Below are 12,892 nucleotides of genomic sequence, written 5' to 3' on the forward strand. Positions count from 1 at the left end.
TGTGTGACGCTGGCGCTGACGAGTTATTCCATCGGTGAGATTTTATTTTTCGGCCGTGGAATAACCTTCACCGACAGGCGTCTCTCTGGTCACACGATCTGAATTGATCATAGTTGCTGACATGGAACCCGCAGGCCGATGAACGAATTTGACGATCAACTCCGTGAGTTATTGCCGCGAATGCGTCGCTTCGCCGTATGGCTGACCCGCGACTCCAGCAGCGCGGATGACCTGGTGCAGTCGAGTCTTGAGAAAGCCCTGTCACGTTGGGCCGACAAACGTCCCGAGGGTGATTTGCGCGCGTGGCTATTTTCGATTCTGTATCGGCAGTTCCTGGATGCGCATCGCCGGTCTCGGCGTTATAGCCGCATGTTGGAACTGTTCACTGGCGGCCGTGACGATCACTATGAGCCGTCCGTCGAACGCACGGTGGTCGCGCAATCGACACTCGAAGCCTTCGGCCTGTTGAACACCGAGCAACGTGCGCTGTTGTTGTGGGTGTCGGTCGAAGGCCTTAGTTATAAAGAAGTCGCTGAGATTCTTGATGTTCCTGTTGGCACCGTCATGTCCCGTTTGTCCCGTGCTCGCCAAGCCTTGCGCCAACTCAGCGACGGTGAAATCACACTTCCCTCTTTGCGGATATTGAAATGATGACCCTGCCCCCCAGCGAACGCGACTTGCACGCTTATGTCGATCATCAACTCAGTGATGCCGACTGCCTGACTCTGGAAACCTGGCTGGCCGCACACCCAGAGCAGGCCGAGCACATTGCCGCGTGGCAGCTGGACGCCCAGCATTTGCGCGCAGCATTGAGCGGTGGTCTACACCAAGCACCCAATGCCGAGCTGGACCCGGCGTTCATTCGTCAGCGCCTGCGTCGTTCGTCTTATCGGAACTACGCCTCGGCGGCGGTGTTGCTGATCGCTGTCAGCGTCGGCGGTTTGAGCGGTTGGCAGGCGCGGGAAATGACCCTGAGCAACAACGTCCTGCCGATGGCCGACGCAGTACAGGCGTACCGGATGTTTGCGGTGAATGACAATGTGGCATCGGACTGGAATGCGCAGAAAACCAGCAACGCCCAGGGTTGGCTGGACAAAAATTTTTCTCACGCCAGTCGCCTTCCGGACCTTGAGGCGGCAGGGTTCAAACCGATCAGTGGGCGTTTGACCAGCACCGAACAGGGTGCGGCAGCGATGGTGGTTTATGAGGATGGGACTGGGCGCAAGGTGAGCTTCTATATCCGCCCACCAGGACCACACAATCATATGCTGCCGCGTGGAAGCCGTCGTGACGGTGAACTGCAGGCCGATTATTGGTCCAGTGGCGGTTACAACTATGCAATGGTCAGCCAAGCCGACGACCCGGCAGCGCAAGCAGCCCGGCAGGTTATTCAGCAGCCTATCTAGGGTTGATCAGGTGTCCGTGGGATATAGCGGCGTTAGCGCCCACTCAATGATGCACATCGGCGACGCCACCGTTCAAACCGCGTCTACTTGCAGTTGTTACGCGGTATCTGGGTTGCATTCCAAACGGGCAAACCGCGCAGAAAGAAGCTGGGCATCGAGAGTGCTGGTGGGATCGTCGAGCCGCGCGGTGCTGCCAAAATTCAGCAGCCCCGCCGACTCTAGGCTGGCATCGCTGACTTGGGAGACCAGCAAGCAGCCGCGCTGCACATTGACGCGAACCTCAACTTGAAGCTGCGCACCTGACGTGGTTTCGCTGAGCATTAGGCTCAAAAACGCGTACAGCAACCGACCTTTCAAATCCACAACCCTTGCGATTAAGTGCAATGCAAGGAGTAGGTTAGCAGCGGATAAATATCTCGTTGGAAAACACAGCAGTTCTATCGCACTTTCCGATGAACACCCGTTCGAGTGAGTTTTTTACTAAAAAACACTCATTAGGGCACTAACAACATACGACGAGCGAGTCACCCTCAAACGTGGTGAACAGTACGCAATTCCATAAGCCCCGCCAGAGGAAAATCCCCTTCCAGTTCAGCCAGGCTCGCCGTATTCATGGGTTGCGCGTGGCGATAATGCCCATGAACCAACACGCTCACCAACGAGCCCACCAAGGGTTGGTGGCTTACCAGAAGCACGTCTTGCGTGGAATAGTTATCCAATTGATTGAGCACCAGGCGCGAGTCGCTGTCTGGCGTTAGCCAAGGGACGGTCAGGATCGGTTCGCTGAACCCCAACACCTGATGGACCAATTCGGCGGTCTGCTGCGCTCGCCGGTAAGGGCTGGCGATGATTCGGGTCAGCGGTTTGCCCAGCAGGTGCGCCGCACTGCTCAGAACCTGACCTCTGCCGTGGGGCGTCAACTCCCGCTCAGCATCACTGGGCGCCTGAGAGTGGGCTTCCCCATGACGCAGGATCCACAACTTCATAGTTTCGGCTCCTCGTCACGCACCGGATGAGGTGCTGGCGGTACACGGTGCGGCGCTTCGCCTTCCGGTGCGCGTGCTATTGGCCAATCGGCGAAAGGCCACGGTTTTTGATCGCTGTGAAAAGTACCAAACCGTCCAATTTGGGCCAGGTATTGACTGACGCTGTCGCCAAAGTTCATCAGGCTGCCGCTCGGTGCGCCATAGGCTATTCGATAGCCCAATTGCACCAGCACCACGCAACCGAGCACCACTTGCGTCAGTTGCCAAATCAACACGAACAACAGCATCCACATAATGCGCAGCAACACTGATTCATGCTGCTTGAGTTTGGATTCGTTCAAGATTCTCACCTGTTATCTGTGGCGTCAGTATCAGTGGCGCAGTTAGAACCCACTGGTCGAAATAAAGTCGACATCGGTTTTTGGCTCGGCCCGCATCAATACTTCAATGACCTGATTGAGCGTGCGGCCCTCAAAGAGAATCGCATGCAAACCCGCGACCAGTGGCATATAGACCTGTAGCTCATCGGCTTTGACCTTAAGCACCTTCAGAGTGTTCACCCCTTCGGCAACTTCGCCCAACCGTGTCACCGCGTCTTCAAGGCTTAAGCCCTGGCCGAGGGCAAAACCCACCTGATAATTCCGGCTTTTGGGCGATGAGCAGGTCACGATGAGATCGCCCACCCCGGCCAGGCCGAGGAACGTCATTGGGTTGGCGCCCTGGCTCACGGCGAATCGGGTCATCTCGGCCAAGGCGCGGGTGATCAGCATGCTTTTGGTGTTTTCACCCATGCCCAGTGCCACGGCCATCCCGGCAATAATCGCGTAGACGTTTTTCAGTGCCCCGCCTAATTCCACGCCAAACCGATCAGCGCTGGCATACACCCGAAAGGTGCGCCCGTGCAGCACTTCCTGAACCTGTTGGCAAAGGTCTTCATCGGCACTGGCGACCACGGTGGCGGTCAGCGCGTGTTCGGCGATTTCACGCGCCAGGTTGGGACCGGACAACACACCGATGCGCGCTTGGGGAGCAATATCCTCAAGAATTTCGCTCATCAGCTTGAAGGTGTTCGCCTCAATGCCTTTGGTCAGGCTGACCAGCATTTTTCCGGTCAAGCGCGGCGCGTGTTCGGCCAGCACCGCACGCAGCGCACTGGAAGGTAAGGCGACAAAGATGAGTTCGCTGTCGTCCAGGGTTGTCACCAGATCGGTCAACGGTTCAACCGTCGGGTGGACCTTGATGCCTTTTAGATAACGCGGGTTTTCTCGATTCACCCGTATGGCTTCGGCTTGGGCCGGATCGCGCATCCATTGCCTGACTGGATAGCCGTTCTCTGCCAGCAGGTTCGCCACTGCAGTACCGAAGCTGCCGCCTCCAAGAACCGCGATAGGTCGCTGTTGAGTCATAACCAATCCATCTAGAGCCATCTGTTTGGCGATGGCAGCATTATACGGCGCCACGCTGGCGCGACCAGTCCTGACGACTGTTCAATTGAGCCTGATCAATGCGCAGCAAGTTGCATGGAATTTACCGCCACGTCGGTTAACATGCGCAACGGATGTTTTTCATCAAGGGGCTGAAAATTTGTGTGTCGATGACAGGGATCTCCCGGCAATGCTGGCCCTCTACGGGACACACCAGCCGATGCAGAGCAGCCGGCAAGAGAAGTCAGGCCAATGACTTTCCGAAACAGTTGGGGCATCAATACCCGCACGCAAATCATCAGTTTGGGTCCAGCGCTGCTGCTGACCCTGCTGTTGATCAGTTTTTTCACCTTCGTGCGCATTCAGGATTTACGCCAAGAGTTGAATTACACCGGCCAACTCATCGCCAACCAATTGGCTCCGGCTTCGGAATACGGCGTCATCGTCGGTAATTACGAAGTCCTCGAAGGCTTAATGCGCGCGACCTTGGCGACGCCCCATGTGCGCTTCGTGGAAGTTCAGGACAACACCAATCATGTGTTGGTGTACGTGGAGCAACCGGACCTGACCGGTGCGCGGCCAACCCAGGTGGAAATGTTTCAGGCGCCCATCCGCTTGCAAAGTATCCGCTTGGAGGCAGACTCCCAACGCGGCTCGACACCTCGATCCCACCCCGAGGATTATATCGGCCGGGTATTGGTGGGCATGTCCAACGACGCGTTCAGCGAGCGCCAGCAAGAAATTCTGCTCAAAGCGGCCATCCTCGCTCTCTTCGCCCTGCTGTTCACCTATATTTTGGCCCGGCGTTTGGCGCTGAGCCTGTCGCAGCCAATCAGTGACATGGTGGAGGCGGTCAAAGCCATTCAACAAGGCGACTACAGCACGCCGTTGCCAGTACCCGATGACAGCGAGCTGGGCGACTTGGCGCGCCATATCAACCATTTAGCTTTCGGCCTTGAGGAGGCCAGCGGCGAACAGCAGCGGGCCATTGCGCAGTTGATCCAGACCCGGGAAGAGGCCGAGCGCGCCAACAGCGCCAAATCCGATTTTCTGGCGATGATGAGCCATGAGCTGCGCACCCCCATGAATGGCGTATTGGGGATGTTGCAGTTGATGGAAACCACTCGGATGACTGAGGAACAGGCCGAATATTCGGCGTTGGCCACCGAGTCAACCGAGCACCTGCTGCGGGTCATCAACGACATTCTCGACTTCTCGCGTATCGAGCGTGACGCCCTTGAGCTGGAGCACATCCCGTTCAACTTGGCAGAGTTGATCAGCACCTCAGCTCAAGCGTTCCATCACAACGCGCAGCAACGCGGTCTCTCCCTGGAATTAATCTCCCCGCCGGGCCTCGATGCGCTGGAAGTGTTGGGTGATCCGACGCGCATTCGCCAGATTTTGGTGAACTTGATTGGTAACGCGATGAAGTTCACCGAGCTGGGCAGCGTTCAAGTGGAAACCCAATGGCAGCCACTGGACCATGAATTGATCTGGTTTACCTGCATCGTGCGCGACAGCGGCATCGGTATTTCCGCTGAGCGCCTTGAATTGATGTTTAACGCGTTCCAGCAAGCGGACAGTTCTATTTCCCGGCGCTACGGTGGCACCGGATTGGGTCTGCCGATCGCTCGAACACTGGCCGAGCGCATGGGCGGGACCTTGCGCGCGAAGAGTGAAGAAGGCATGGGGTCGGTCTTCACCCTGGAGATTCCTCTGACGTTGTATCGGCACCAGAAAGCAGAAAAAATCCCTCCGGCCTTCATTGGCAATGACGACGGTCATAACCAACAGGTACTGCTGGTGGAAGACAACCCCGTGAACCAGACGGTGATCGAGGCCATGCTGCGCAGTCTGGGCTTCAGGATCAGCGTGGCTAATGACGGTGCGCAGGCAGTCAGAATGGCTGAAGCAAATGATTTTGCGGTGATTTTGATGGATTGCCGACTGCCTGTAATCGACGGGTACGAAGCCACGCGACAGATCCGGCTATTACCGGAGCGCGCCAATGTGCCGATCATTGCCTTGACCGCCAATGCGCTGCACGGTGACCGCGAGATTTGTTTACAGGCAGGGATGAATGATTATCTGGCCAAGCCGTTCAAACGAGCTGATCTACAGCATATTCTTCAGCATTGGCTACCCTTTCCAGCATCTGCGACTGGCGATAAATGATAAATTACGGCAGTCTTGTTCGCCAAATCAGCGACTAAAAGCTGTTGGATTATGATTTCAGTGCACAAGTGTGCTTTCATTCCGCTTGTGCTGTGACTTTCATTACAACGCAATAGTCTATGAGTAGGCTGACGGCTGAGATCTGGCGCGTCATCCGGCCAGGACTTGTTATGTGGGGCACGTTACGCCCCCACCTGCCGCACAAGATTATTGAGGAGCTCGCATGACCCAACAAAACGCCTATACCCGGGAAGATCTGCTGCGCTGCAGTCGTGGCGAGTTGTTCGGCCCAGGTAACGCGCAACTGCCCGCCCCGAACATGTTGATGGTAGATCGCATCACCCATATCAGCGCCGAGGGCGGCAAGTACGGTAAAGGTGAATTGGTCGCCGAGTTGGATATCAATCCCGACCTGTGGTTTTTTGCCTGTCACTTCGAAGGCGACCCCGTAATGCCAGGCTGCCTGGGCCTTGATGCCATGTGGCAACTGGTCGGCTTCTACCTCGGTTGGCAGGGAAATCCTGGCCGTGGTCGCGCCCTAGGCTCAGGCGAAGTCAAGTTTTTCGGTCAGGTGTTACCTACCGCGAAAAAAATCACTTACAACATCCAAATCAAACGCACCATGCGCGGCAAACTGGTCCTGGCGATTGCCGACGGTACCGTTAGCGTCGATGGCCGCGAAATTTACAGCGCCGAAAGCCTCCGTGTCGGCCTGTTCACTTCCACTGACAACTTTTAAGGGTATCCGCATGCGCCGCGTCGTTATCACTGGTCTGGGCATTGTTTCCTGCTTGGGCAATGACAAAGACACCGTTTCCGCTAGCTTGCGTGCAAGCCGCCCTGGCATCCGTTTTAATCCGGAATATGCCGAAATGGGTCTACGCAGTCAGGTTTCGGGCTCCATTGACCTCAACCTCGAAGAATTGATCGATCGAAAGATCTATCGCTTCGTCGGCCATGCAGCGGCTTACGCTTATTTGGCCATGAAAGACGCCATCGCCGACTCAGGCCTGAGCGACGATCAAGTCTCCAACCCGCGCACTGGCCTGGTTGCAGGCAGCGGCGGTGCGTCGACTCTGAACCAGATGGAAGCGCTGGACATCATGCGCGAAAAAGGCGTCAAGCGCGTCGGTCCCTACCGCGTTACGCGGACCATGGGCAGCACCGTTTCCGCTTGTCTGGCGACCCCGTTCAAAATCAAAGGTCTGAACTATTCCATCTCGTCCGCTTGTGCGACCAGTGCTCACTGCATTGGTACCGCCATGGAACAGATTCAGATGGGCAAGCAAGACATCGTTTTTGCCGGCGGCGGTGAAGAAGAACATTGGAGCCAATCGTTCCTGTTCGACGCCATGGGCGCGTTGTCTACCCAGTACAACGAGACACCGGAGAAAGCCTCCCGTGCGTACGACGCCAAGCGTGACGGTTTCGTCATTGCCGGCGGTGGCGGTATGGTCGTGGTTGAAGAGCTGGAACATGCTCTGGCCCGCGGCGCCAAGATTTACGCCGAGATCGTCGGCTATGGCGCTACGTCCGACGGCTACGACATGGTCGCACCCAGCGGTGAAGGTGCCATCCGCTGCATGCAGATGGCAATGTCTACCATTGAAGGGCCGATTGATTACATCAATACCCACGGCACTTCGACGCCGGTGGGCGATGCGAAAGAAATGGAAGGCGTGCGTGAAGTCTTCGGTACCAACGCACCCGTGATCAGCTCGACCAAAAGCTTGTCCGGTCACTCTTTGGGTGCCGCTGGTGTGCACGAAGCGATCTACTGCCTGTTGATGATGGAAGGCAACTTCATTGCCGGTTCCGCTAACATCGACGAGTTGGACCCGGTTGTCGCTGACATGCCGATCCTGACCAAGACTCGCGAGAACGCCAAGATCGACCAGGTGATGAGCAACAGCTTCGGTTTCGGTGGCACCAATGCCACGCTGGTACTGAAACGCTGGCAGGGTAAGTAATTCCCCCTGCAGTGAAAAAACGGCACCCTCGGGTGCCTTTTTTTTAACCGGCTGTCGCGTACTTGCAAAAGGCCATCTTGTAAAAGAATGAATTGTGGTAAAGGATGTAAAAGGCTTTCGACCCCTATGGCCCCTGCCCTTTTTCTAAGGGAAGTGTAGCTACGCAATAAGGAACGAAGCGCCTGCACTCTGTCCCTCCGGGGGCCTGATGACAGACACTGGTGTGTCCTCGCGGATACCCGTGGCACTGGCTTTTCATCGAAAAGGGATGTCATGGAAGAAACTAATCATGGCGATCCGATCGCCCACGTCATGCGCCGTAAACGCTTGGGTCGTCTAACGCGATCAAGCGTGCCTAAGATATTTTTAATTTCTACCGTTTTCTTTCTATCTTCAGGTCCGGTCCTTGCCCAGGATTTGTCCCCCCTCCCTGCCAACGTGAATGCTGAAGACTCCCGCGCCTTTGTCACCCAAGCCAAACAGACTGTTGCAAGAGCGACCCGGGAAGCCGTGCGCTGGAACGGCCCCGAAACAGGGCCGCAGGCACCTAAAGGCAAGGTCATTGCACTGGTGGCCGAAGACCTGCGTAACGGCGGGATAATCGGCGTTGCTCAAGGCGCACGCGAAGCGGCGGTTGCCATGGGTTGGACGTTAAGGGTATTCGACGGTGCCGGCATCTCGACCGGGCGCGCCAAGGCGCTGGCTGATGCACTGGCGAGCAAGCCCGACGGCTTGGTGTTGTGTGGTTCAGACGCCGTTGAAAACAAACTGGCCTTGGCCGCGATTGCCCGCGCAGGCACTCCTATTGTGGGCTGGCACACAGGGCCGCAACCCGGCCCCATCGCCGGCACGTCCTTAGCGATGAACGTCACCAGCGCACCGATTGAAGTCGCCCAGCTCGCGGCCCTCGCGGCAGTGGCGCAATCCGATGGACACGCAGGCGTGGTGATCCTGACGGACAGTCATTTCAGCATCGCGATGGCCAAAGCCAAGGCTATGGAGGACGTTATTCGCGCCTGCAAAAACTGCACGTTGCTGGAAGTGCGTGACGTTGCGCTGTCGGACAGCAACGACCGTATGCCCGCCATTACCCAGCAATTAATGCTGCGATATGGCAAACGCTGGACGTATACCTTGGCAATCAACGACCTCTATTTCGACTACGCCATTGCCACCCTCACCACTGCCGGGATCCCAGCCAACGACCTCAGTTTGATTTCGGCCGGGGACGGTAGCGCATCCGCCTTTCTCCGCATCCAGGCCAATACCTATCAAACCGCCACCGTCGCCGAGCCCCTGAATCAACAGGGCTGGCAGGTAATGGATGAATTGAATCGGCTGATTGCCGGTCAAGCCGTCAGCGGTTTCGTGGCGCCGATCCATTTGGTCAACGCCGACAACGCAGGCGCAGACGGCGGCAAGCAATTTCGATATGACCCCGACAATGGTTACAGGGACAGGTACCGCAAAATATGGAATCCCTGACGGTGGCACCGACGCTTCGACTTTCCGCGGCTTATCAGCGATTGGCACCGCAATCGCTGCGCGCGCAGTTCACCCTCGCACTGCTGGCATTGGCGTTGCTGATCGCGGCCGGTGGGGCCACGGCGGTCTATGCCTTGCGCAGTGCGAACAATGCCACCCGTCAATTGACCCAAGAGCGGCTGATGCACATGCAGGCTGGGCAGGACATGCTGCAAAACACGTTATTGATCGAGCGCCAGACCGACCAGTTGCTGACCACTACCTCGTTTGAGACCCTTCGTTCGACCTATTTAACGATGATCGAGCGGCTCGAAGCCGTCGACTACTCAATGCTGCAACTGACCGACACTAACGACACTAACGACGGGCTCGCCGTGCTCGATTTGCACCAGTCGAGCCAGCTGTTTCGCAACACCGCCAACGTCGTTGCGCAACTGCGGGAAGGCGCGCTGCAGAGTGAAGTCGCTTTTGATCTGGCGCTCAACGACCGAACAGCAGCGCTTAAGCGAAGCCACACCGCCAGTAGCCTCGAACTTGCGGTGCTGCTCTATAGCCTGCCGTCAGCGAATGATCCAGATGCTGTGCAATCGTTGCGGACCTCGTTTATTGAAAAAGGTAAGACCGCAGGCTCGCTGCCTGCAATCGTCCGCGAGGATCTGATCGCCCTGAGCGCGCAGCCATCGGGCGCTATTGATGCTAGCGCACACGACCTGTTCTCTTTGCGTCTGAAGTTGATCAATCAGCATCAGACCCTGCAGCGTTTCCACGATGAACTGCAAAATCAGGCTCGCGCATTGGTGCATGCCGCACGGGTGCAATCCGGGGTATTTACCCAAGAGTATCGCGTCGCCGTGGAGCAACTGGTCGATGCATCCACCCGTAGCCAACGCTGGATCTTGATCATCCTGGCGGGAAGTCTGTTGATTGCCGGGTTTGTGGCGCGCGTATTCATGGGCCGTCGGGTCTTGGTGCGGTTGAATGAAATCAGCCGCCAACTACGTCAGGGCCGGATCGACCAAGAGCAACACACCCTGGACCTGCATGAGCAAGACGAAATCGGTGCCATGGCGGGTGCGGTGAGTCAGTTTCTAAGCGACCGTCAGCAATTGGAAAGCCGCACCGCACAACTCAGCGCAGCCCAAGAGCGACTCGCGCTGCAAAACACTCAGCTGCAACAAGAAGTTGTTACCCGTACCGGACAAAGCCATGTGCTGGAGCTGATTGCGACCAGCACCGAGCTGGAGGCCGTCCTGGACACCTTGGCTCGGGTGACTGAATCCCAGCTGGAGGGAATGATGGTGTCCATTCTGCTGCTGGACGAAGATGGCGAGCACCTGCAACACGGCGCAGCACCCAGCTTGCCGGATGATTATTGTCAAGCGATCAATGGCGTCGCCATCGGTCCCTGTGGTGGATCTTGTGGCACTGCCGTGTATCGACGCGAATCAGTCATTGTCTCGGACATTGAGCAGGACCCTTTGTGGGCCGACTATCGTGAACTGGCCACCACCCATGGCATTCGGTCGTGCTGGTCGACACCGATTTTTTCCCGAGAGCGAGAAGTCCTTGGCACGTTTGCCTTGTACTCGCTGACAGAGCGCAGCCCGACGACAACCGAGATCCAACTGCTCGACGGGGCAACGCAACTGGCGGGCATCGCCATCGAACGCAAACACACGGAAAATCGTATCCGCTACATGGGCGACCATGATGCGTTGACCGGACTGCCCAACCGTCTGTTGCTAGAAGATCGACTCAAACAAGCCATTATTTATGCCCAGCGTTTCGCCCGTTTGGTCACAGTGGCATTTATCGACTTGGACAAATTCAAACTGGTGAACGATAGCCTGGGCCACAGCGCTGGCGATGAACTGTTGAAAACCGTTGCTAACCGAATGGTCAAGTCTGTAAGGCGCACCGATACAGTTGTTCGGTTGGGCGGCGACGAATTCGTCATTATCCTGTTCGACCAACCTTCGGACGCCGAGGACATCACGTCGGTCCTGCAGAATATCCAGGAATCCATCCTGCAACCGATTCATCTCAGTGGGCACACGCTTCACGTCACTTGCAGCATGGGCCTGGCGACCTACCCAGCCGATGGCATTGATACCGACACGCTGCTAAGAAACGCTGACGCCGCCATGTACCGCTCCAAAGAGATGGGCCGTAACGGTTACCAGTTTTACACCGATGAGATGAACACCAAGCACCAAGGCAAGCTCGCCCTGCAAGACGGGCTGCGTAATGCCATTGAGAACGATGAATTCCTGTTGCTCTATCAGCCTCAACTGGACCTGCACACCGGCGAGATTATCGGTGTGGAGGCTTTGATCCGTTGGCAGCATCCAGAACTGGGTCTGGTTTCTCCGATCAAGTTCATCTCGCAGGCTGAAGAGACTGGTTTGATCGTACCGATTGGCGACTGGGTCATTCACAGCGCGTGCCGTCAGACCAAAGCTTGGCAAGACGCTGGCCTGCCGCCTATTACCATGTCGGTCAATATCTCCGCCCGCCAATTCATCGAGCGGGATTTGATCCGACGCGTCGAGCATGCGCTGAAGGAAAGCGGTCTGGAGCCGATGTACCTGGAACTGGAACTGACTGAAAGCTTGATCATGCAAGACCTTCAGCAAGCCATCAGCAAGATGGAAGAATTGCAGGCGATGGGGATCAGGCTTTCTATTGATGATTTCGGCACGGGTTATTCAAGCCTCGCAGCGCTGAAAAGCTTTCCTATCGTGCGCTTGAAGATCGATCAATCGTTCATTCGGGACCTTCCCGAAAACGAAAATGACAAAGCCATCGCCACTGCGGTCATATCACTGGGCCATAAGCTGAATCTGAAGGTCATCGCCGAGGGTGTCGAAACCGAAGCACAGAAGGCGTTCCTACGTGACAACGGTTGTGATGAAATGCAAGGGTACTTGTTCAGCAAACCCGTTTTTGCGCGGGAAATCGAGCAGCTGTTCCCACTCCACGGATATAGCGCCGAAACCCGCGTTAGCCGCCCACGAGGTATTTCATGAGCGTCACCATCAATACCCTGTCCAGCACTGGATACCGCCACACGATTGAAGTCGATGAAAAACACCCGCTGTTTACCGACCTGCCGGTTTCAGCAGGCGGCGAAGGTTCGGCACCTGACCCCCATGACTATTTCGACGTCGCGCTGGGCGCGTGCAAGGCCCTGACAGTCAAACTCTACGCCAAACAACATGACATCCCACTCACCGGGGTAACCGTTGAAGTCAACCACGACGGCAGCCTGGAACGGGAAGGTAAATACGCCATCAGTGTTCAACTGACGCTGCTGGGTGCCCTGAGTGACGAGCAACGCACCTTGCTTCATCGCATCGCTGATCGCTGTCCGGTACACAAGCTGATGACCCGCACTGAAGTCACGATTGAAACCCATCTGGCTGAAGGTGCATTCAGTCAGTAGC

At 56.6% G+C, this 12,892-nt stretch carries 12 protein-coding genes; 8 read left to right on the forward strand and 4 right to left on the reverse strand.

The annotated features are described in order from the left end of the window. The first annotated feature begins 138 nt into the window (after positions 1–138). Positions 139–651 carry a sigma-70 family RNA polymerase sigma factor gene (locus tag RHM65_RS20970; protein WP_322169310.1) on the forward strand — a complete coding sequence of 171 codons (513 nt, stop codon included), beginning with the start codon at positions 139–141 and terminating at the stop codon, positions 649–651. Next, positions 648–1,406, forward strand: a complete 759-nt coding sequence (locus RHM65_RS20975; protein WP_322169307.1) for an anti-sigma factor — start codon at positions 648–650, stop codon at positions 1,404–1,406. Before RHM65_RS20970 ends, RHM65_RS20975 begins: the two co-directional genes overlap by 4 nt. Positions 1,407–1,502: 96 nt before the next feature. Here the strand turns inward: RHM65_RS20975 and RHM65_RS20980 are convergent, their stop codons facing one another. The 4 genes from RHM65_RS20980 to RHM65_RS20995 form a co-directional block, all read right to left on the reverse strand. After that, positions 1,503–1,763, reverse strand: coding sequence for a hypothetical protein (locus RHM65_RS20980; protein ID WP_322169304.1), 261 nt, complete (start codon positions 1,761–1,763; stop codon positions 1,503–1,505). 173 nt (positions 1,764–1,936) lie between these two features. Beyond that, the gene (sixA, locus tag RHM65_RS20985) at positions 1,937–2,392 is read right to left on the reverse strand and encodes a phosphohistidine phosphatase SixA (protein ID WP_322169301.1); all 456 of its coding nucleotides are present in this window, start codon (positions 2,390–2,392) and stop codon (positions 1,937–1,939) included. Beyond that, complete coding sequence (locus RHM65_RS20990; protein WP_322169298.1) at positions 2,389–2,733, reverse strand: DUF4389 domain-containing protein; 345 nt, start codon at positions 2,731–2,733, stop codon at positions 2,389–2,391. The genes sixA and RHM65_RS20990 overlap by 4 nt, the downstream gene beginning before the upstream one ends. 42 nt (positions 2,734–2,775) lie before the next feature. Then, the gene (locus RHM65_RS20995) at positions 2,776–3,798 is read right to left on the reverse strand and encodes an NAD(P)H-dependent glycerol-3-phosphate dehydrogenase (RefSeq protein WP_322169295.1); all 1,023 of its coding nucleotides are present in this window, start codon (positions 3,796–3,798) and stop codon (positions 2,776–2,778) included. A gap of 270 nt (positions 3,799–4,068) precedes the next feature. Between RHM65_RS20995 and RHM65_RS21000 the strand changes: the two genes are divergently transcribed. The 6 genes from RHM65_RS21000 (at position 4,069) to RHM65_RS21025 (ending at position 12,891) form a co-directional block, all read left to right on the forward strand. Further along, positions 4,069–5,991, forward strand: coding sequence for a response regulator (locus RHM65_RS21000; protein WP_322169292.1), 1,923 nt, complete (start codon positions 4,069–4,071; stop codon positions 5,989–5,991). 223 nt (positions 5,992–6,214) lie between these two features. Beyond that, a complete protein-coding gene (gene fabA / locus RHM65_RS21005; RefSeq protein WP_322169289.1) occupies positions 6,215–6,730 on the forward strand; it encodes a 3-hydroxyacyl-[acyl-carrier-protein] dehydratase FabA in 516 nt (171 codons plus the stop codon). Positions 6,731–6,740: 10 nt separating this feature from the next. Then, the gene (gene fabB / locus RHM65_RS21010) at positions 6,741–7,961 is read left to right on the forward strand and encodes a beta-ketoacyl-ACP synthase I (RefSeq protein ID WP_322169286.1); all 1,221 of its coding nucleotides are present in this window, start codon (positions 6,741–6,743) and stop codon (positions 7,959–7,961) included. Between the two features lie 273 nt (positions 7,962–8,234). Then, complete coding sequence (locus RHM65_RS21015; RefSeq protein ID WP_322169284.1) at positions 8,235–9,446, forward strand: substrate-binding domain-containing protein; 1,212 nt, start codon at positions 8,235–8,237, stop codon at positions 9,444–9,446. Then, positions 9,434–12,475, forward strand: coding sequence for an EAL domain-containing protein (locus RHM65_RS21020; RefSeq protein ID WP_322169280.1), 3,042 nt, complete (start codon positions 9,434–9,436; stop codon positions 12,473–12,475). Before RHM65_RS21015 ends, RHM65_RS21020 begins: the two co-directional genes overlap by 13 nt. Continuing rightward, positions 12,472–12,891, forward strand: coding sequence for an OsmC family protein (locus RHM65_RS21025; RefSeq protein ID WP_322169277.1), 420 nt, complete (start codon positions 12,472–12,474; stop codon positions 12,889–12,891). The genes RHM65_RS21020 and RHM65_RS21025 overlap by 4 nt, the downstream gene beginning before the upstream one ends. Position 12,892: the final 1 nt, after the last annotated feature.

This window comes from Pseudomonas sp. CCI4.2 (genome assembly GCF_034350045.1).
GTDB lineage: Bacteria > Pseudomonadota > Gammaproteobacteria > Pseudomonadales > Pseudomonadaceae > Aquipseudomonas.

Coding starts and splice junctions, on each gene's coding strand:
- RHM65_RS20970 (WP_322169310.1), top strand. CDS start 139: ATGAACGAATTTGACGATCAACTCCGTGAGTTATTGCCGCGAATGCGT.
- RHM65_RS20975 (WP_322169307.1), top strand. CDS start 648: ATGATGACCCTGCCCCCCAGCGAACGCGACTTGCACGCTTATGTCGAT.
- sixA (WP_322169301.1), bottom strand. CDS start 2,392: ATGAAGTTGTGGATCCTGCGTCATGGGGAAGCCCACTCTCAGGCGCCC.
- RHM65_RS20995 (WP_322169295.1), bottom strand. CDS start 3,798: ATGACTCAACAGCGACCTATCGCGGTTCTTGGAGGCGGCAGCTTCGGT.
- RHM65_RS21000 (WP_322169292.1), top strand. CDS start 4,069: ATGACTTTCCGAAACAGTTGGGGCATCAATACCCGCACGCAAATCATC.
- fabA (WP_322169289.1), top strand. CDS start 6,215: ATGACCCAACAAAACGCCTATACCCGGGAAGATCTGCTGCGCTGCAGT.
- fabB (WP_322169286.1), top strand. CDS start 6,741: ATGCGCCGCGTCGTTATCACTGGTCTGGGCATTGTTTCCTGCTTGGGC.
- RHM65_RS21015 (WP_322169284.1), top strand. CDS start 8,235: ATGGAAGAAACTAATCATGGCGATCCGATCGCCCACGTCATGCGCCGT.
- RHM65_RS21020 (WP_322169280.1), top strand. CDS start 9,434: ATGGAATCCCTGACGGTGGCACCGACGCTTCGACTTTCCGCGGCTTAT.
- RHM65_RS21025 (WP_322169277.1), top strand. CDS start 12,472: ATGAGCGTCACCATCAATACCCTGTCCAGCACTGGATACCGCCACACG.